Source organism: Trinickia sp. (assembly GCF_057351765.1).
The window spans coordinates 55,365-74,024 of sequence record NZ_JBMRBK010000051.1; the positions used below are offsets into that span (position 1 = coordinate 55,365).

At 64.7% G+C, this 18,660-nt stretch carries 15 protein-coding genes; 4 read left to right on the top strand and 11 right to left on the bottom strand.

What is annotated here, in order from left to right; genetic code table 11:
* Positions 1-159 precede the first annotated feature (159 nt).
* From ACO1XS_RS13870 to ACO1XS_RS13880, 3 genes are read right to left on the bottom strand one after another with little or no spacing between them, the layout of a single operon-like run.
* Positions 160-2,382: a xanthine dehydrogenase family protein molybdopterin-binding subunit gene (locus ACO1XS_RS13870; RefSeq protein ID WP_486390930.1), complete on the bottom strand. Its 2,223-nt coding sequence runs from the start codon at positions 2,380-2,382 to the stop codon at positions 160-162.
* A complete protein-coding gene (locus tag ACO1XS_RS13875) occupies positions 2,379-3,398 on the bottom strand; it encodes an FAD binding domain-containing protein (RefSeq protein ID WP_486390931.1) in 1,020 nt (339 codons plus the stop codon). The genes ACO1XS_RS13870 and ACO1XS_RS13875 overlap by 4 nt, the downstream gene beginning before the upstream one ends.
* A gap of 22 nt (positions 3,399-3,420) precedes the next feature.
* Positions 3,421-4,125 carry a 2Fe-2S iron-sulfur cluster-binding protein gene (locus ACO1XS_RS13880; protein WP_486390932.1) on the bottom strand — a complete coding sequence of 235 codons (705 nt, stop codon included), beginning with the start codon at positions 4,123-4,125 and terminating at the stop codon, positions 3,421-3,423.
* A 414-nt stretch (positions 4,126-4,539) separates the two neighbouring features.
* On the opposite strand from ACO1XS_RS13880, the gene ACO1XS_RS13885 reads away from it, so the two are divergent.
* Complete coding sequence (locus ACO1XS_RS13885; RefSeq protein WP_486390933.1) at positions 4,540-5,358, top strand: hypothetical protein; 819 nt, start codon at positions 4,540-4,542, stop codon at positions 5,356-5,358.
* A 38-nt stretch (positions 5,359-5,396) separates the two neighbouring features.
* On the opposite strand, the gene ACO1XS_RS13890 is transcribed toward ACO1XS_RS13885, so the two are convergent.
* Positions 5,397-6,689, bottom strand: coding sequence for an aspartate carbamoyltransferase (locus ACO1XS_RS13890; protein WP_440560975.1), 1,293 nt, complete (start codon positions 6,687-6,689; stop codon positions 5,397-5,399).
* Positions 6,690-7,033: 344 nt separating this feature from the next.
* Between ACO1XS_RS13890 and dapA the strand changes: the two genes are divergently transcribed.
* Positions 7,034-7,888: a 4-hydroxy-tetrahydrodipicolinate synthase gene (gene dapA / locus ACO1XS_RS13895; RefSeq protein ID WP_486390934.1), complete on the top strand. Its 855-nt coding sequence runs from the start codon at positions 7,034-7,036 to the stop codon at positions 7,886-7,888.
* Between the two features lie 31 nt (positions 7,889-7,919).
* Here the strand turns inward: dapA and ACO1XS_RS13900 are convergent, their stop codons facing one another.
* The 6 genes from ACO1XS_RS13900 to ACO1XS_RS13925 all read right to left on the bottom strand — a co-directional run bounded on the left by ACO1XS_RS13900 (position 7,920) and on the right by ACO1XS_RS13925 (position 13,171).
* On the bottom strand, positions 7,920-9,668 hold the full coding sequence (locus ACO1XS_RS13900; protein WP_486390935.1) for a tetratricopeptide repeat protein: 1,749 nt from the start codon (positions 9,666-9,668) through the stop codon (positions 7,920-7,922).
* 7 nt (positions 9,669-9,675) lie between these two features.
* Positions 9,676-9,990, bottom strand: a complete 315-nt coding sequence (locus tag ACO1XS_RS13905) for a high-potential iron-sulfur protein (protein ID WP_486390936.1) — start codon at positions 9,988-9,990, stop codon at positions 9,676-9,678.
* Positions 9,991-10,079: 89 nt separating this feature from the next.
* Complete coding sequence (locus ACO1XS_RS13910; protein ID WP_486390937.1) at positions 10,080-10,838, bottom strand: SDR family oxidoreductase; 759 nt, start codon at positions 10,836-10,838, stop codon at positions 10,080-10,082.
* Positions 10,839-11,051: 213 nt separating this feature from the next.
* Positions 11,052-12,110: an alkene reductase gene (locus ACO1XS_RS13915; RefSeq protein ID WP_486390938.1), complete on the bottom strand. Its 1,059-nt coding sequence runs from the start codon at positions 12,108-12,110 to the stop codon at positions 11,052-11,054.
* Between the two features lie 117 nt (positions 12,111-12,227).
* Positions 12,228-12,530 carry an ArsR/SmtB family transcription factor gene (locus ACO1XS_RS13920; RefSeq protein ID WP_331570731.1) on the bottom strand — a complete coding sequence of 101 codons (303 nt, stop codon included), beginning with the start codon at positions 12,528-12,530 and terminating at the stop codon, positions 12,228-12,230.
* A 125-nt stretch (positions 12,531-12,655) separates the two neighbouring features.
* Positions 12,656-13,171 (bottom strand): DUF1993 domain-containing protein, encoded by a 516-nt coding sequence (locus ACO1XS_RS13925; protein ID WP_331570729.1) that lies wholly within the window; start codon positions 13,169-13,171, stop codon positions 12,656-12,658.
* 297 nt (positions 13,172-13,468) lie between these two features.
* Between ACO1XS_RS13925 and ACO1XS_RS13930 the strand changes: the two genes are divergently transcribed.
* Together ACO1XS_RS13930 and ACO1XS_RS13935 are read left to right on the top strand one after the other, a co-directional pair.
* Positions 13,469-15,079, top strand: a complete 1,611-nt coding sequence (locus ACO1XS_RS13930) for a S53 family peptidase (RefSeq protein ID WP_486390939.1) — start codon at positions 13,469-13,471, stop codon at positions 15,077-15,079.
* A 160-nt stretch (positions 15,080-15,239) separates the two neighbouring features.
* Positions 15,240-16,913, top strand: coding sequence for a S10 family peptidase (locus tag ACO1XS_RS13935; RefSeq protein ID WP_331574120.1), 1,674 nt, complete (start codon positions 15,240-15,242; stop codon positions 16,911-16,913).
* Positions 16,914-16,935: 22 nt separating this feature from the next.
* On the opposite strand, the gene ACO1XS_RS13940 is transcribed toward ACO1XS_RS13935, so the two are convergent.
* Positions 16,936-18,516, bottom strand: a complete 1,581-nt coding sequence (locus ACO1XS_RS13940) for an ABC1 kinase family protein (protein WP_486390940.1) — start codon at positions 18,514-18,516, stop codon at positions 16,936-16,938.
* Positions 18,517-18,660 lie beyond the last annotated feature (144 nt).

Below are 18,660 nucleotides of genomic sequence, written 5' to 3' on the forward strand. Positions count from 1 at the left end.
CGGCTGCAGACCTCGCGGCAACCGTGGTAGCAGGGGCGGCAGAGGCAAAACCCGGGACAACCGACCGTGGCAAGCGCGAGGCCGCGGTCTGGCGACGCCCGCTCGAGCGACTCGTGCGGCCGCGAACTCGAACGCGCCGAGCCCGGGCCGCGGTCGGACTCAGGCCGTCACCGGTGCGAGGACTTTGTCCAGCGTGATCGGCAAGTCGCGTACTCGCACGCCCGTCGCGTTATAGACGGCGTTGGCGACGGCCGCTGCGACACCGGTGATGCCGATCTCGCCGATGCCGCGTGCGCCGAGCGCATTGAACCGCGTATCGGGCACATCGAGCACCGTCACATCGATCGTGCCGATATCGGCATTGACCGGCACGTGATACTCGGCGAGGTTGGCGTTGACGAAACGGCCATAACGCGCATCGAGCACGCTCTCTTCTTTGAGCGCGGCGCCGATGCCCCAGACGATGCCGCCGATCAGTTGCGAGCGGCCGGTTTTAGCGTTGAGCAGCCGGCCTACGTCGTACACGGCGACGACTCTGGGCACGCGAATGGTGCCGAGCGATGCATCGACATGCGCTTCGACGAATACGGCGCCGAACGAATCGAAAGCGAAGTGCTCGCGCTCATCGCCGCTGCGGGCCGTCGCGGTGGCTTCGATCGGCCGCGATCCGGCGCGAGCAATCAGTGCGGCGGCGGGGTCGCGCTGCGTGGGCCGCGCGCGATTGACCACCCAGCCGTCGACGACCGTCAGTTCCTCCGCCGCAACGCCGTAAAGCGGCGAATCGCGGTCTGCGCGCGCGAGCTCGATCAATCGCGCGCGTGCCGCACTTGCGGCTTCGTGCACGGCCGGTGCGACGCTCGCGACCGATTGCGAGCCGCCCGACACGGGTGCGCGCGGCAGCGTCGAATCGCCGAGGCCGAAACGCACGCGGTCAACCGGAAAGCCGAGTGCGTCCGCCGCCACCTGGGTCATGACCGTATAGGTACCGGTGCCGATGTCCTGCGTGCCGGATACGACGTTCGCGGTACCGTCCGGCAGGATTTGCGCCGTGGCCGAGGCTTCGCTGCGTCGCGCCGGATACGTCGCCGTCGCCATGCCCATGCCGATCAGCGTATCGCCCGCGTGCATCGTGCGAGGCCTGCGGGGCCGTCGAGCCCAAGCGAAGCGCTCGGCCCCGAGCCGGTAGCATTCGCGCAACTGCTTGCTGGACCAGGGCTTGTGCTCGTGCGCGGAGACTTCCGCATAGTTCTTGAGTCGCAGCTCGATGGGGTCCATGTCGAGCGCATAGGCGAGCTCGTCCATCGCACACTCGAGCGCGAACGAACCGGTTGCCTCGCCAGGCGCGCGCATGAAGGTCGGCGTGCCGACGTTCAGCGGCACGAGGCGGTGCGTCGTGGCGAGATTCGGCACGTTGTAGAGCATGCGTGTCACGACGCCGCTGGTCTCGGTCCAATCCTCGATCTTCGAGGTATTCGCGAACGTATCGTGGCGCAGCGCGGTCAGCGTGCCGTCGGCGCGCGCCGCCGCAACGATGTGCTGCTCGGTGCGCGGCCTGCCGCCTACGGGCCCGAACATCTGAGGGCGCGTGAGCGCGAGACGCACGGGGCGCCCCACCTCGCGTGCCGCCATCGCGCAGAGCACCACGTGCGACCAGACCGAGCCCTTGCAACCGAAACCGCCGCCGACGAACGGCGAAATGATGTGCACCTGATCGGGCGGTATGCCGAGCGTCGTGGCGACGGCATGCTGCGCATTGGCGACGCCTTGCGTCGTGTCGTAGAGCGTGAGTCGCGGCCCATCCCACGAGGCCAGCACGGCATGCGGTTCCATTGGATTGTGATGCTCCATCGGCGTCGTATAGACGGCGTCGACATGCACCCTGCCGGCCTTGAGCCCGGCGTCGAAATCGCCGATTTGCGTGTCCGCCGGGCCGCCGATCATCGAGGCGGGCGGGTGTCCCGTCGATTTGCCCTGCGTGAAGTCGAGCGAGGCAGGCGATGTCCGGTACGTGACGCGTAGTTGATCTGCCGCATGCACGGCATGTTCGAGCGTATCGGCAACGACTACGGCGATGGGCTCGTTGTCATAGTGGACTTCGTTGTCCTGCAACAACGAAAGTCGCCGCAGCGCAGGCGGCGAAACCTTCGGCTGTCCGTTGCCGGGTAGACGCGGCGCGTTTTGCGATGTCATCACGTGGAGGACGCCGGGCAGGGTACGGGCGTAGCTCGAATCGATCGATGCGACCGAGCCGCACGCGACCGTGCTCGTGACGAGCACCGCGTGCGCGAGCCGGCCGGCCGGAAATTCCGCGGCGTACTGAGCTTGGCCCGTGACCTTGAGCACGCCGTCGGTGCGATCGAGCGGTTGACCGATGATGTTCATGTCGTGGCTCCCGTGCGGGCGGTGTCGCCGCCGCGCGCTGCGAGCTCGACCGCGCGCACGATCGAGCGTTCGGCAAGTGCGACCTTGAAGCGGTTCTCGCGCTGCGGATGGGCTGCGCGTAACTCGGCCGCCGCCGCTTCGCGCAACGTCGCATCGGACAATGGCCGGCCCGTCAGCATCCGTTCGGCGATCGTCGCACGCCAAGGCTTGTGCGCCACGCCGCCCAGCGCGATGTGCGCGGTGGATACCGTCTTGCCATCGAGTCGTAAGCCGGCGGCCACCGAGACGAGCGCGAATGCGTAACTGGCGCGGTCGCGCACCTTCAGGTAGTACGCATGTTGCGTGAATGCGGGCGGTGGCAGTTCGACCGCGGTGATCAGCTCGTCCGGGCGCAGCGTCGTGTCGATGTCGGGCCGGTCCCCCGGCAGCCGATGAAATTCGGAGATCGGTATCAAGCGCTCCCCGTCTTGCCCCGCGACGCGCACGGTGGCATCGAGCGCGGCCAGCGCCACGCTCATGTCCGACGGATTGACGGCGATGCATTGTGGGCTCGCGCCAAGAATCGCGTGACCCCGGTTACGGCCATCGATCGCGCTGCAGCCACTGCCCGGCAGACGCTTGTTGCATGAGGGAAACGCGGTGTCGTAGAAGTAGGGACAACGCGTTCGCTGCATTAGATTGCCGCCGACTGTGGCCATATTGCGCAACTGCGCCGAAGCGCCGGCCAACAACGCTTCAGTCAACAGCGGATAGCCCTCGCGCACGAGCGCGTGATTGGCCGCATCGCTATTGCGCACCAGCGCGCCGATGCGCAGGCCGCCATCGGGCAGCGTGCCGATGGTGTCGAGCCCGGCGCCGATGTGGGTGATATCGACAAGCTTCAGGGGCCTTTGCACGCCGCCCTTCATGAGGTCGACGAGATTGGTGCCGCCGCCGATGAATACCGCGCCGGGTTCGCGGATTGCGCGCAGCGCGGTTGCAACGTCGGATGCCCGTTCGTAGGAAATGGCTTCCATCGAATCTCCCTCGCAGACGCACTCAACCGGTGCGTCGGCCGGTGTGCACAGCGGCGATTGCCGCCACGATGTTCGGATAGGCGCCGCAGCGACAAATATTGCCGCTCATGCGTTCGCGAATTTCCGGCGCGGTGAGTTCCGCGGGGCGCGTGCGGACGTCGCGCGTTGCCGCGCTCGCATTGCCCGCTTTGAATTCATCGAGCAACGCCGTTGCCGAGCACAGTTGACCCGGCGTGCAATATCCGCACTGAAACGCGTCGTGTTCGATGAACGCTTGTTGGAGCGGGCTCAACGTCTCGCCCGATGCAAGCCCCTCGACTGTCGTGATCGCTTCGCCGTCGTGCATGACGGCAAGCGCCAGACACGCATTGATACGCCTGCCGCCGGCCAGTACCGTGCAGGCGCCGCACTGTCCGCGGTCGCAGCCCTTTTTCGTGCCGGTGAGTCCCACATATTCGCGCAGTGCATCGAGCAGTGTGACGCGCGGTTCGAGTTGCAGCAGATAGGGGTGGCCGTTGATCGTCAATTTGACGGGCTGTGTGAGCGCGCTGCGTTGCGGTGTCGTGTCCGATGCGGGAGTAGGGGGTTGCGCCATGACGGCATCCTCCGCGTGCAGTCGCGGCGCGGCACCAGCCGCTGCCGCGGCGGCGGCTGTTTGTAGAAAGCGGCGGCGCGCCGTATTGGGGAGCGCCGCATGCGTCGCCGCCGTGGCGGATGGATCCGTCATGGTGGACGATGGTGGAGCAGCGGTGGGCTTCGACATAGCAGTCAATGGGCTCCGGTAAGCAGGCTGAAACGCGCGTGTAAGAGGTGTGCGCGTATCGCGCCCGCACGGTGTCGGCCAGCGGGTGTGCAGCAAAGCCAATGCCCGATAGCGAAGGGCGTAAGTGCGGCGCGCGACTGATTTCCACTGTTATAGCAAGTGCTCGAAAAATTGCTGAGCGGCTATGCGTCGGTCAGCCTGCCGGCGAAGGGCAGCGTCGTTTGCGACGCGCGTGGTCCGGAGCGCGCCTATGCCGCGCGCGAGCGCCGCAGGCGTTCGCGCGCAGGCGATCGTTTTCGCCGCGCTTTGCGCGCAGGTCGTCCGGACCGTTCAATGTATTGGATCTTTGAACGCGATGGAACACCGTCGGAACTCAGCATGGGACTCTCTCTATCGAGATGCCGCTCCGGTATTGCCGGCGACGATATTTCGTCGCCCACCGGGCAACGTTCGGCCGATACGCCAGGGCAGCGCGGCAGCCGCTTCGCGGCGTCGAGATCGGCGGTGCTGTCGCCGTTGTCGTCGCGCGCTGCGGCGCGGCCGGAGAGCCGGTCGCCCTATGAGGTGGCCGTTGCCGTCGTGGATCACTTGAATCTCGGCGCGCAGGCGAGGTTGGCCATGACGAGTCGCGCGACGCTCGGACTTCTACCGCACATAAGAGAGCGCGTCGCAGCGATCAAAGCCGCCGCCGAAAACGAGATTCAGGCGTTTGCGAACCCCCAGGGCACAGTGCTCGACGCCGCATCGCCGGCGCTTGGCCGTGTCACTGAGTTGCCGAAGGCGCTGCGAGCGGAAATCGTCGGTCGAGCGGTTGCCGAATATAAGCTTCCGGACACAGACCTGACAGAGGCAATCGAACCCGTGCGAGCCCGGTTCGCATTGCTATGTGAGCACGTAGTCGCGCTGCACGACCATCCCCGTTTCGCGACACTTGCCTCCCAATTGGTGACGAACGCGCTTGCGGAAACATACCGCACCGGGGACGACTGGGTTCACCTCAATAGCGGCGAGGCGCTGCAACATGCGTTGCCGGTTCTCGAGCGCTTACCGGAGCGCGATCGGCATCGACTCGCGAAGTACATGAGGCGCAATATCGTTCTCATGCTTCGAGTGGCGGATCGACCGGACGCGTTGAATGCGATCTCTCAGGCCGCAGGGCCGAGGCGAGGCCCCTTTTGCGGGTTGCTCCGGAATTAACGGACAGAGGCCAAGTTGCCTCGCGCATCCGTGGCGTCTCAATCGATGCCATGAAAGATCGCATCGTCCGGGCCGAGATAGGCCGGCGGGCGCCACGCGGCGTCGCGCATCGAATGACGCACCTGATTCTCCACCCCGAGCAGCACCGCAAAAATCGCCATGCGTACGGGAATGCCGTTGTCGGTCTGGCGGAAGATCGCCAGCCGCGAATCATGATTGAGGTCCGTCGCGAGATCGTTCGCGCCCGGCCGACTGTCGCGCGGCAGCGGATGCATGATCAATGTATCCCGCCCGCAGACGGCATCCACGAGGGCCTTGTTGATCTGAAAGTCGGGCGTATAGCCTTCGAACGACTCGTCCTTGAAGCGCTCCTTCTGAATACGCGTCGCGTAGACGACATCGGCGCCTGCGAGCCCCGCGGTCAGATCGTGCGTTTGTTCGATGACGTGGCCGTTGCGTGAAATCTGCTCGACGATATGCGAGGGCAGTTCGAGTGTCGGCGGTGAAATCAGCGTGAATTTGATGCCGCGATAAAGCGCGAGCAGCTTGACGAGCGAATGCACGGTGCGGCCATATTTGAGGTCTCCGACGAGCGCGATGTGCGCCCCGTCCACGATCTTGCCGAGGCGGGAGAACTCGCGCTGGATCGTATAAAGATCGAGCAAGGCCTGGCTCGGATGTTCGCCCGGACCGTCGCCGCCGTTGATCACGGGCAGGTTGGTCGCGCGCGCGAATTCGGCCACGGAGCCTTGCTCCGGATGACGCACCACGAGCGCATCGACATAGCCGCTCATGACGCGGCTCGTATCGTAGATCGATTCGCCCTTGGCCATCGACGAGAACGTGAAACCCGTCGTGTCGCACACCGTGCCCCCGAGCCGGCAAAAGGCCGCGCCGAACGAAACGCGCGTGCGGGTACTGGCTTCGAAGAACAGATTGCCGAGCACGGCGCCCTCCAGCACGCGCGAAATCTTCTTGCGCTGCGCGATGGGCTGCATGATGTCGGCAACGCGAAACAGTGCCTCCACGGCATCGCGCGAGAATTGATCGACCGAGAGGAGCTGCGGCTTGCCCTCGAACAGCATCTGGCTGGCGATCGATTGGGAATCTACACTTTGCGTATATTCGGGCGACTGCTCCCGACGCTCGACGATTTCCGAGACGAAGCGCTCGACGATCTCGGGCATGCTGCGCGATTCCTGCGAATCGTCGGGCAGGAGCCAGGTGTCGAGCGCGCGGCGACTGACGCCGATGCGGCTGGCGAACGCGTCGCGCGTCATGTTGAGGCGGCGCATGGCGTCGCGCAGGAAGGCTTGCTGGGGAACGCTCATGCCGTGGGCTCCTCGATCGATTTATACGCGTTGCGTATATTACGTTGCCGCGATAAGAAGTCAAGCTTTCGATTGATTCGATGGCGCAGTCCCCTGTACACTGCGTCGAATGGATTTCGACCGCCGCCCCCTCCTTGCCGCTTTTGACGACTTCGCTGCGCGCCTTGCGCCGGCGAACGCGGTGGCGTGCGCGGTTTCCAAAGCCAAAAAACAGCTGCTCGTCTGACCGGCGCGCTGTTGCCGTCGGGCGATCGACGGGACAGCGACTAGCCGCCTCACTTCTTACGCCACCCCTTCGCCGTTCGACGGATTCTCTTCGGTCAGTTCATCGAGGTGAAGAAAACATGTCGAATTTCTCTGGTATCTGGATCGCGCTCGTTACGCCTTTTTCAGCGGGTGCGGTCGATCATGGCGTGCTCGCGTCGCTCGTCGAACGGTATCGCCGGCAAGGTGTGGCGGGCTTCGCTGCGCTTGGCACCACGGGTGAGCCGGCGTCACTCGCCCAGGACGAGCGCGAAGCCGTACTCGATACGGTCCTTCGGGCGGCGGGGGATACACCCGTTGTCGCCGGCGTCGCGGGCAATCAGACGGCGCAACTGCATGAGGCGGTGAGGCGGCTCAACGAACTGCCGCTGGCGGGCGTACTGATCTCGGCGCCTTATTACATCCGTCCGTCGCAAGCGGCCCTCATCGAGCATTTCTCCTCGCTGGCGGATCGAAGCGAAAAGCCGCTGGTTCTCTACGACATTCCGCACCGCACCGGTGTGCGCATCGAACTCGATACCGTGCTGGCGCTAGCCGCCCATCCTCGCATCACAGCCATCAAGGATTGCGCGGGCTCGGTCGAGACGACGCGCGCGCTGATTGCCGATGGGCGCCTGAACGTGCTGGCCGGTAACGACGATGCCATTTTCAGCACGCTTTGCATGGGTGGCAGCGGTGCGATCTCGGCAGCGGCGCATGTTCGGACCGATCGTTTCGTTGCGATGTATCGCGCGTGCGAGCGCGGCGAGCTCATCGAAGCCCGCCGCATCTTCCACGAGCTCGCGCCGCTCGTGCAGGCGCTCGGTTCCGAGCCCAATCCCGCGCCTGTGAAGGCCGCGCTGGCAGGACTCGGACTGCTGGCCAATGAATTGCGCGCACCGATGACGACGGCCAGCAGCGAACTCGGTCGCCGTCTTGTCCAATGGGCGGCTTAGCCGCCGCGTTTTGATCCTCTGACGTCGCCTGTCACCGGGCAGCCGTGGCGCGCTCGCGCAGTGTACGTGCCACGGCTGCGAGCACGGTGGTCCAATCGCCGAGCGAGGGCTGGCGAAAGAGCCGTGCGCTCGGATACCACGGGCTGTCCTCGCGCTCGAGCATCCATCGCCAACAGGTATCGAGGCGGTTCAGAATCCAGACGGGCCGGTTCATCGCGCCTGCCAGATGTGCGGTCGATGTATCCACCGAGATGACGAGATCGAGGTTGGCCACGAGCGCCGCCGTATCGGCGAAATCTTGCAGATCGTCGGTCCAATCGACGATGCGTCGGGCCGCTGCATGCAGCGCTCCGTGTCCGGCCTGGGCTTCTCGAAGCTGCGTGGCGGCGGCACCCTTTTGCAAGCTGAAAAACCGCACTTGAGGCACGTCGAGAATCGGCGCAAGCTGTTCGAAGGCGAGCGATCGACGCGCATCGTTCTTGCGCAGCTCCGGCACATGAGCACGAGCGCCGCCCGCCCAGACCAGTCCGACTTTCAATGCGCCCGCATCCGCCCCATTCATTGCCTCGTCGATCCGAATGCGAAAACGCTCCGCGTCTTCATGGTCGGCGTGCAGATAAGGGACGGTCGCTGGAATGGTGTCGAGCGTCGTATGCAGTGCAAGCGGCAAACTCAGCAGCGGGCAGTGGTAATCGAAACGCGGCAGCGGCGCGCCGTGCTCGATCAGTTCGGTCACGCCATCGAGATCACGCAAAAGCCGCATCAGTTCCGGCTGCACTTCGAGGATCACACGTGCGCCGCGTTGCGCGACGAGCGACGCGTAGCGGCAAAACTGCAAGGTGTCGCCGAGACCTTGTTCGGCGTGAAGCAGGATGGTTTTGCCATCGAGCGGCGCATCGCCGCGCCACTGCGGCGCGTCGAACGCACGCGATCCCGCCGCGATACGTTTGCGTTGCCAGCGCCATTCGTATTCGGCCCATCCGTCGTCGAGTCGGCCGAGTTGGAGCAGGCACAGCGCACGGTTCCAGCGTGTCTCGACGGCCTGCGGCGCGAGCGCGAGTGCGCGCTCATAGCTTTCGAGCGCGTCGGCATGCCGGTTCAGATCGACGAACGTCAGCCCGAGATTGTTCCAGGCATCGACAAAATCAGGTGCGAGTTCGAGCGCGCGCGCGTAACTTTCCTGCGCTTCGAGCGGGCGATTGAGATCGCTCAGCGCGTTGCCGCGATTGCTCCAGGCTTGCGCGTAGTTCGGTCGCAGTTTGAGCGCTGCATCGCAGCTTGCGAGGGCCTCGGCGGCGAGTCCCAGGTCGCGCAGCGCGCAACTGCGGTTGTTCCAGGCTGCCGCAAAGTCCGGTTTCGCGGCCAGCGCCTGGTCGAAACTCGCGAGCGCCTCGTCCGGACGATCGAGTGCCGCGAGCGCCATACCCCGATTATTCAGGGCATCGGGAAAGCCGGGTTTGAGCGCCAGCGCGCGACTCGCGCTGGCGAGCGCCTCGCGCGGCCGACCCAAAGCGTTGAGCGCAAAAGCGAGATTCGAATGAAGCGGTGCTTGAGCGCCGTCGATATCGATGGCCCGCTGCAGCAGTTGTGCGCCTTCCTCGATGCGGCCGGTTTGCAGCGCGAGCGCGCCGAGTAGTTGGAGGGCATCGAAATGGCGAGGGCGCTGCGCGAGGATTTCGCGGTAGATCTCTTCGGCGTCGGAGAGCGCTCCGTTTTGCTGCAGGGCGATGGCTTGCTGAAGCCAAGTGGCGAGTTGTCGAGGATTGCCCTGTTGTCTCATTTAGCGATCACGTGTTCGTGTACTGGTTGCACCATCCTTTCGCGGCAACCTGCTTGTCGCCGAAAATCATGCAGCCTCCCCATTCCTGACCCGATTCGCCGCTGAACAGAGAACAATTCGCGCAGGTTTGGCCGACCTTGTAATTTGGGTTGCGGCGGACATCGACTTTCGAGGCGTCGTGCATATAAGCGTATTGCTTCGCTTGCGGATCGCTTTCTTCGAGCTTCGGCGCCGATCCGGCGGCAAGCACGCGGCCTTGCAGGCCGAGCGAGGATGCTGCACCGATGCAGGCGATCACGAACGTGCGGCGGGATGGGTTCATGGGACAAAGACTCCGTTGTTGGCGGGCACAACGGCGAGCCGCGCTCGCACGGCTCGCGTCCAAAAGGGAAATATAAAGCGAAGAATGCACTACGACGGCAAATCGCGCAGATCGACGGTTGCCGCATCGCCGAATCCGTTGCTCAGCAGATAATCAACGAATTTTTCGGCAGCTTGCTGCGGCGGGGTCAACTTACCCGAGCGCTCGAGTTCCACGAATTTGTCGCGCGAGGGAAACGCGGCCTGATCCGTTTCGCGCAGTGCGGCCTGCATCTCCGTATCGACGACACCGGGCGCGATCGTGGCGATGCGCAGCGCGCGCTCGTTGCCGAGCGCCACGGCTCGCGCATGGTGATCGAGCGCCGCTTTCGTCGCGCAGTAGATGCTCCAGCCCGCATAGGCATTGCGCGCCGCGCCGCTCGAAACATGCACGATGCGCCGGTCCGAGGCGTCTTTGCTTGCCTCGGCGAATGCGCATGACAGCATCAGCGGTGCTGCGACGTTCAGCACGACCGAGCGCCCGACTTCCCGTGCATGGGGAGCGTCGAGCGGGCCGATCGGTTCTGCCGTGCCCGCGTTGTTGATGAGGAGTACCCGGTCAGCGCCGCGCAAAAAGCGTTGCAGCGCGCCCGTGCCGAGCCATGCTTCGATGTTTTCCGTATCGGCCAGGTCGACTTCGGCTTCCTCGACGGCATCGGGAAAACGTGCCGCGAGGGACGTATGGCGCGTTCGCGAAACGCCGAGGACGACAAAGCCGCGTGCGAGCAGCGTCTCGGACAACGCGGCGCCGAGGCCGCGCGTGTGGCCGGTGACGATGGCTTTCGAAACGATTGGGGTCGAGGAGGTCATGGGCAATTCCTTTGCGTCAGTTGGGGCGGCTAACTGGAATTGGGCGGCGAAAGGGCGAGACCTCGATGATGCTCAAACCGCTTGGCAATCGCAAGCGGTGCGCGCGCCAAGGCGTCGGTGCGGGGGGGAGCTGGAGAGGCGAACGACGCGTTCGCCCGGTGTGTCGCGGGGCTGACCGCACCCCGCCACACACCGCGGCGGCAACCGTCGCGATCAGGCCGTTTCGAGCGACGGGTAGTCGATGTAGCCGGCAGAGCCTTCACTGTAGAAGGTCGATGGGTTCGGCTGGTTCAGCGATGCGCCGAGCCTGAAGCGCTCGGGCAAATCCGGATTGGCGATGAAGAGCTGTCCCCAGGCTACGGCGTCGGCTTCGCCCGCGTCGAGCGTGTGCTGGGCCGATTCCTGCGTGAACTTCTCGTTCGCAATGTACACGCCGCCGAATGCCTCCTTCAGCATCGGGCCGATCCGGTTCTCGCCGAGCGATTCGCGCGCGCAGATGAACGCGATGCCGCGCTTGCCCAGCTCGTCCGCAACGTTGCCGAACGTCGCGGCAGGGTTCGCGTCGCTCATCGAGTGCGAGTCACCGCGCGGCGCGAGATGGACGCCGACGCGGCCGGCGCCCCAGACGGCGATGCATTCGTCGACGACTTCGAGCAGCAGACGCGCGCGGTTCTCGAGCGAGCCGCCGTAAGCGTCGGTGCGGTGGTTCGTGCCGTCTTGCAGGAACTGATCGAGCAAGTAGCCGTTCGCACCATGGACTTCGACGCCGTCGAAGCCCGCTGCTTTCGCGTTTTCGGCGCCTTTGCGAAACGCTGCAACGACTTCGCGGATTTCATCGAGCTCGAGCGCGCGCGGCGTGACATAGGGTTGCTGTGGCCGCACGAGGCTGACATGGCCATTGGGGGCGATCGCGCTCGGCGCGACGGGCAACTCGCCGTTCAGGAACAGGGGGTGCGAGACCCGCCCGACATGCCAGAGCTGCAAGAAGATGCGCCCGCCGGCCTCGTGCACGGCTTCGGTCACCTGTTTCCATCCGGCCACCTGCTCGTCGGACCAGATGCCCGGCGTGGCCGCATAGCCCACACCTTGCGGCGTGACGGAGGTGGCTTCGCTGAGGATGAGTCCGGCCGATGCGCGCTCTGCATAGTACTGAGCCATCAGTGCGTTCGGCAGGCGGGCGGCGCCCGCGCGTTGACGCGTGAGCGGCGCCATGATGATGCGGTTGGGCAGTGTCAGATCGCCGACGACGAGCGGATCGAAAAGTGTTGGCATGACTTGGAGTCCTCTTCTTTGGCGGGGCTTGTGGCCGCGTGCCTGTCAAGTTGGTTGAGTCGGATACTTTCGTGCAGGTCGGGGGCGGCTCGACGCATCGGCTTCGGTTTCGCCGATTCACAAATCCGTGCCGAGCGCATCGAGAAACGCTCGAATGACTGGCTCGTTGCGCTTGAAAAAGCACCACTGGCCAATGCGCTTCACAGTAACGAGCCCCGCACCTTGTAGCGTCGCGAGATGCGCCGAGCAGCTCGATTGCGACAAGCCGCAACGAACGTTGATCTGTCCGGCGCACACGCCGTGGTCGAACGACAGCTCCTGGTCCGGAAAATTCGCTTCCGGTTCCTTGAGCCAGGTCAGGATCTCGCGGCGCACGGGATTGGCGAGCGCCTTGTGAATGGCATCGATGTCTATGTTCATGTCGAGCGGGTCACCCCATCGCGATCCGGCAATAGAGCCGGATCACCATGAGGCGAATCATATATCGGAATTAGACGATATGCTTTAACCCCTCGCTCCAAGGGGTCTTGCTGTCTCGGCGGTCTTCAGACGCGGCCGGGCTTGCCGAGGTAATCGAACTTGCCGATCTCCACGCCGTTGTGCCGCAAAATGTCGTACGCCGTCGTGACGTGAAAGAAGAAATTCGGCAGCGCGAAGTGCAGCAGGTAGTTCAACCCCGGGAACTCGAGCACGCCGTCGCGCATGTTCAACTTGACGATGCGTTCATCGCTGCCTTCGAGCTTGGCGGCGTCGAAATCCTCCAGATAGGCGATCGTCTTGGCGATGCGCTCGTCGAGTTCCTCGAACGTCGTTTCCGAATCGGGAAAACTCGGCGGCTCGACAGCCGCCAAACGCGCGATGCAGAACTTCGCGGCATCCGACGCAATCTGGATTTGGCGGGTGAGCGGATGCATGTCGGGATAAAGGCGGCTCGCCAGCAAAACGGCAGGGTCGATCTTCTTCGATTCGGCATGGGCGCGCGCCTTGGTCAGGATGGCGCGCAGGTTCGTCAGCCCCCGGACGAATACAGGCACGGACGCTTGATACATGGAAAGAGACATGTCCCGGTTCCTCGTGTAAATGGGTGCTTCGCATCATATGCCGCCCGCATGATCTTTGCTCGGAGCGCGCCCGGCGCGGCGCACCGCCCGATTCCCTCTCCCGTTCGGCCTGGCGCGAGCATATGCGATGCCTCATCCGCACGGCATGCACTACACTTTGAGCACTCGTCCGACGATTGGGCGCCGGATGGCGACGAACGCAGGCCACCGGCGTCTTACCTACCGAAACGGAGAGGAACTGCGCCGGGGCGGTTCGGTCGGAGCTTCGACGTAATCCTTCCTGAGGAGCGTCAATTCATGACAACAGCAAGAGAGCAGCTCGTCGGTAGTCATCGCGAGCCGGTTGAGGGTTCCACGCGTCTGGGTCCATGCGATCCGGGCCAGACGCTGCAGGTGGTGGTCACATTGCGCCGGCGCGACGAGCACGCGCTGGAGCAGACGGTACAAAAGATTGCGCGCGGCGAAACGCAGGAGCCGTTGACGCGGGAAGCGTTCGCCACCCGGTTCGGCGCGGCGGACGACGATCTCGCGAAGGTCGAGGCGTTCGCAAAAGAATACGGCCTGCGCGTGGCAAAGCGCGACGCCGCGGCGGCTGCCGTCACGCTCGAGGGCACCGTCGAGCGCTTTCAGCAAGCGTTCGGTGTGGAGCTCGCGCATTACGAGCATCCGGAGCTGGGCGGCTTTCGCGGCCGTACCGGCAGCGTGAGCATTCCGCGGGAACTCAGCGGGGTGGTCACGGCCGTGCTCGGTCTCGACGATCGTCCGCAGGCCCGCCCTCATTTCCGGATGTCGGTGCCCCCCATCGGGCCGCGCCGCGCAGCGCCGCATACCACGGGCTTCACGCCGCTGCAACTTGCGCAGATTTACGATTTCCCGTCCGGCAGCGACGGTCGCGGTCAATGTATCGGCCTCATCGAACTGGGCGGCGGCTACCAGAAGTCCGATCTCGAGCAGTACTTCAACGAATTGGGACTGCGGCCGAACCCGCAAGTGATTTCCGTGGCCGTGGGCACGGGCGCGAACGCGCCCACGGGCGATCCTTCCGGGCCCGATGGAGAGGTGACGCTCGATATCGAAATTGCCGGCGCGATCGCGCCCGGCGCGAAGGTCGCCGTGTATTTCGCGCCCAACAGCGACGCCGGGTTCGTCGCCGCGCTCAAGCAGGCCATCCACGATACGAAAAACAAACCCTCCGTCATCTCGATCAGCTGGGGGGCGCCCGAATCGAGCTGGACGGCCCAGGCGTTGTCGCAATTCGATCAGACGCTCAAGGACGCCGCGGCGCTGGGTGTCACCGTTTGCGCGGCTTCGGGGGACAGCGGATCGAGCGACGAAGCGGGCAGTGGGGACGTCGTCGATTTCCCCGCGTCCAGCCAATACGCGCTGGCCTGCGGGGGAACGCACCTCGTGGCAGGCGGCGCGGGCAGCACCGGCGCTTCGATCGCGGAAGAAGTCGTCTGGAACGACGGAGCGGCGGGCGGCGCGACGGGCGGTGGCGTCAGCGCCAGGTTCCCGATGCCGACGTGGCAGAGCGGGCTGAAGGTCGTTCGCACGGACGGCTCGCCTCAGAGCTCCCTGACCGGGCGCGGGGTGCCCGACGTGGCCGGCGACGCTTCGCCGAGCACGGGCTACCGCGTGCTCGTCGCTGGTCAATCGGCGGTGGTGGGCGGCACGAGCGCCGTCGCGCCGCTCTTCGCGGGACTCATTGCCCGCATCAACGCGTCCCGCGCAACACCGGTCGGCTGGGTTCAGCCGAAGCTCTATAGCCATCCGGACGCGTTTCACGACATCACGCAGGGCAACAACGGTACGTTCGCGGCCGCGCGTGGCTGGGATGCCTGCACGGGGCTCGGCAGCCCGGACGGCCAAAAAATCGCGACGGCGTTGGGCGGTACCGGCGGCACGTGACGGCGCGGGATTCATCAAGTTTCGCTGCGATGAATGGACGGTTTTTCATCGCGGTGCGAGAAGCGTGGAGTCGATCAGAAGGCAAGGACAGACAACAGTTGGCCAACACGGCCGGCCGCGCGAGGCGATGCGCCGGCTCACTCGATATGGAGCGATCACGATGAACCCCGATACCGGTTCCGCAAGTCCGCAAACGTCGCACCACAATGCCCAGACGCCTTCGTCCGGCCGAGCGTCGCTGGGGCGTCCGTTGCACCTCGGCGGTTCAGCGGGCGAGGACGAGCCGTTTTTCGATTCCGTCGCCTACGGCAATGGCCCTGACGACTCCGTCTCCGATACCACGGAAGCCGCTGCCGTCACCCACCACACGATCATGCTCGGCGCTCGCTCGATCGCCTACACGGCGACGGCGGGCCACCTCGTCACCGTCGACGAGAGCACGTCGCGGCCGAACGCCAAGATGTTCTACGTGGCTTTCACCGAAGACGGCCAGTCGGAGGAATCGCGCCCGGTGACGTTCTTCTATAACGGCGGTCCGGGCTCCTCGTCGGTCTTCGTCTTGTTGGGATCGTTTGCGCCCAAACGTATCAAGACGTCGATGCCGAACTTCACGCCGCCGGCGCCCTATCAACTGGAGGACAATGCCGACAGTCTGCTCGACAAAAGCGATCTGGTTTTCATCAATCCTGTTGGTACCGGTTATTCGGCAGCCGTCGCTCCGCATACGAACAAGGAGTTCTGGGGCGTCGATCAGGACGCGCGGTCCATCAAGCAATTCATCAAGCGGTATCTGACGAAGAACCAGCGATGGAATTCGCCGAAATATCTGTTCGGCGAATCGTACGGCACCGCGCGCAGTTGCGTGCTGGCTTATTTGCTGCACGAAGACGGCGTCGACCTGAACGGCATTACCTTGCAATCGTCGATTCTCGATTACGCGCAGGCCGGCAACCCCGTTGGCGCATTGCCGACGGCAGCGGCCGATGCCTGGTATCACAAACGACTAGGCGTGACGCCGACGCCGACGAAGCTCGTCGATTTTCTCGAGGAAGTCGCCCAGTTCGCGCGCACCGATTATCTCGCGGCATTGCGTAAATTCCCGCAGACCGACGATGCCGTCGTCGAGAAACTCTCGCAGTACACGGGCATCGACAAGGCGACGCTGATTGCATGGGGACTCGATATCGCGGGCTACGACAGCCGCGGTAATTCGCTGTTTCTGACGTCGCTGCTCAAGGCCAAGGGCCAGGCATTGGGCGCATACGACGGTCGCGTCACCGGCATCGACACCGGCATTGCCGGCCAGGTCGATCCGAACTCGGGCGGCAACGATCCGACCATGACGGCCGTCTCGGGTGTCTACACCACGATGTGGAACACCTATCTGAACGAGCAGCTGAAGTACACGTCGACTTCCGCCTTCACCGATCTCAACGACCAGACGTTCAAGCACTGGGATTTCAAGCATACCGATCCGACCGGCGCGCAAAAGGGCATCGACGGCAAAGGCAACGTCATTCTCTATACGGCCGGCGACCTTGCGGCGGTCATGGCATTGAACGTCGACTTGAAGGTACTGTCGGCCAACGGCGTCTACGATTTCGTTACGCCGTTCTATCAGACCGTCATCGATTTGCAGGTCATGCCGCTGCTCGACAAGAAGGTCCGCGAGAACTTGTCGGCTACGTTTTACCCGTCGGGTCACATGGTCTATCTCGACGGCGGTTCCCGGACGGCGCTCAAGGCCGATCTCGGCAAACTCTACGACAGGACCACAGCCGACAAACCCGCGATGGAGCGCATCCGCTCGCTTCAGGCGCGTCGCAAAGCGTAGCGGCACCCGTGCGTGGGAGCCGTCAGGGCCAATGCGGCAGCCAGGTCAGCACTGCGCCCAGCACGACTCCCAGCATCGCACACGCCCACAGCAGACGGCGCGTGCGCTGTTGCTCGCGCCGCATGCGTTCGAGCCACGCAGGCGAGGCCGTTGTTTCGCCTCGCTGCTGGATATGCTCGAGGCGGTGCGCAAACATGAGCGGCAGTCGCGGCACGATCGCCGCGAAGTGCGGGAATTCGCGCGAAAGCCGTTTGATCCATCCCCGATGATCGGAGTCTTTGCGCGCGAGCGCGGCGAGGGCATGTTCGGCGATGCTCCAGGTGTCGAGCGCGGGAGCGAGCGCGCGCGCGAGCGTCTCGGCGCGCGCGAGAGAATCGCTTGCGAGTTTCAGCGACGAAGGCGTGCCGCCGCCGAGCGGTTCGACCGCTTCGAGCAGATGGCGAAGCAACCCCGCCGCCATCCGTTTGCCGCCGGGCAAGGCGAATTGCGCTTCGCTGCGCGTGCGCAATTCGCCTTCGAGCTGCTCTGTCCGTGCATGCGGCTCGATGTGTCCCGCATGCTGATGCAACTCCGCAGCGCGGCCGTAATCGCGTTTGAAGAGCGCCGTCGCGCCATGCACGAAGAACTCCCGCTCCGGTTCCGTCAGACTCGACATGATCGCGCAGTCCGCGAGGACGAGCCGCCCGCGTGTCGCCGGTTCGATGCTGACACGCGCGCGCTCGGCGGTAAGTGCCGCATGGAAGAAGCCGCGCTCGAATGCTTGTTCGACTGCAATGGCGACGGTGTTCTCGGCGAGCTGTTCGAGATTCACGCCATGCCGGCGCAAATCGTCCAGATCGAGGAGAGGCAGGGTGGCAATGCGTTCGATCACGAGCGCGCGCTCATTACTGAGCGGCCAGACGACGTTGGGAACGGCCACGCGCGTATCGTCGCTGAAATGACGGCCCGTCTGCGAAAGATTCGCCGCTTCCGTGGGCAAATCGAAGCGGCGCGCGATGTCCGCCGCAAAAGACGCGGCCAGCGTGCGCAGACCCAACTCGCGCGCCGCGGGGAAAAAGCGTTCCGCGAAACGCGCGAGCCATTGCAGTACGGCCAGGTCGTCCCCGATCTGCCGGACCTGACGCACGCGCAACAACTTGACGACGACATCCGCTTCTGCTCGCGCGCTATCGGTTGTCCGCAAGCGGGCGGCATGAACCTGAACGGCGAGCCCACTCTCGAGCGGCGTTGCATCGAAAGCGGCGAACACCTCCTCGAGCGGCCGGCCGATTGCCGCTCGCAACGCGGTTTGCGCTTCTTGCCCAGTGAGGGGGGTGCTCAGTTCCGTCTGCGTGCGGCCCACGGCATCGAGCATGTCATGGACGGTCTGTAACGCCTGCCCGGGTTGGGCGGCCACGCCTGCCGCATAGGCGCTCACGAGCGGCCCGAGCTGAGGCATGGCGCGATGCAGTGCGGCTCGCCCGCTGGGCCGCTCGTGCACACGGGCGGCGAGCGTGACGATCCAGCGCAGCTTGTGGTCGCGCGGCGCGGCGGCGAGCACTAGCCGCGTGCCGTAGCGGAGCACGCAAAAAAGGACGAGCAGGCGGCGAAACAGAGTGCGCATGAGATATGCGTCAGACAAATGCAGGACAAGACGAGTCGACAAGGATGCCATGCGCGGCGGGCCTGTGCCCGCGGCGCGCGCAGTAAGGCACGAGCATATTGGGGAATGGCTACCTGTAAAGAGGCTGCTGCGTCGCACAACAAG

Bases quoted from the DNA above. Each gene is read 5' to 3' on its own strand.
- ACO1XS_RS13890 (WP_440560975.1), bottom strand. From the start codon at position 6,689: ATGAGCGTTCCCCAGCAAGCCTTCCTGCGCGACGCCATGCGCCGCCTC.
- ACO1XS_RS13920 (WP_331570731.1), bottom strand. From the start codon at position 12,530: ATGAACATAGACATCGATGCCATTCACAAGGCGCTCGCCAATCCCGTG.
- ACO1XS_RS13875 (WP_486390931.1), bottom strand. From the start codon at position 3,398: ATGGAAGCCATTTCCTACGAACGGGCATCCGACGTTGCAACCGCGCTG.
- ACO1XS_RS13870 (WP_486390930.1), bottom strand. From the start codon at position 2,382: ATGAACATCATCGGTCAACCGCTCGATCGCACCGACGGCGTGCTCAAG.
- ACO1XS_RS13925 (WP_331570729.1), bottom strand. From the start codon at position 13,171: ATGTCTCTTTCCATGTATCAAGCGTCCGTGCCTGTATTCGTCCGGGGG.
- ACO1XS_RS13930 (WP_486390939.1), top strand. From the start codon at position 13,469: ATGACAACAGCAAGAGAGCAGCTCGTCGGTAGTCATCGCGAGCCGGTT.
- dapA (WP_486390934.1), top strand. From the start codon at position 7,034: ATGTCGAATTTCTCTGGTATCTGGATCGCGCTCGTTACGCCTTTTTCA.
- ACO1XS_RS13935 (WP_331574120.1), top strand. From the start codon at position 15,240: ATGAACCCCGATACCGGTTCCGCAAGTCCGCAAACGTCGCACCACAAT.
- ACO1XS_RS13900 (WP_486390935.1), bottom strand. From the start codon at position 9,668: ATGAGACAACAGGGCAATCCTCGACAACTCGCCACTTGGCTTCAGCAA.
- ACO1XS_RS13905 (WP_486390936.1), bottom strand. From the start codon at position 9,990: ATGAACCCATCCCGCCGCACGTTCGTGATCGCCTGCATCGGTGCAGCA.
- ACO1XS_RS13880 (WP_486390932.1), bottom strand. From the start codon at position 4,125: ATGACGGATCCATCCGCCACGGCGGCGACGCATGCGGCGCTCCCCAAT.
- ACO1XS_RS13910 (WP_486390937.1), bottom strand. From the start codon at position 10,838: ATGACCTCCTCGACCCCAATCGTTTCGAAAGCCATCGTCACCGGCCAC.
- ACO1XS_RS13940 (WP_486390940.1), bottom strand. From the start codon at position 18,516: ATGCGCACTCTGTTTCGCCGCCTGCTCGTCCTTTTTTGCGTGCTCCGC.
- ACO1XS_RS13915 (WP_486390938.1), bottom strand. From the start codon at position 12,110: ATGCCAACACTTTTCGATCCGCTCGTCGTCGGCGATCTGACACTGCCC.
- ACO1XS_RS13885 (WP_486390933.1), top strand. From the start codon at position 4,540: ATGGGACTCTCTCTATCGAGATGCCGCTCCGGTATTGCCGGCGACGAT.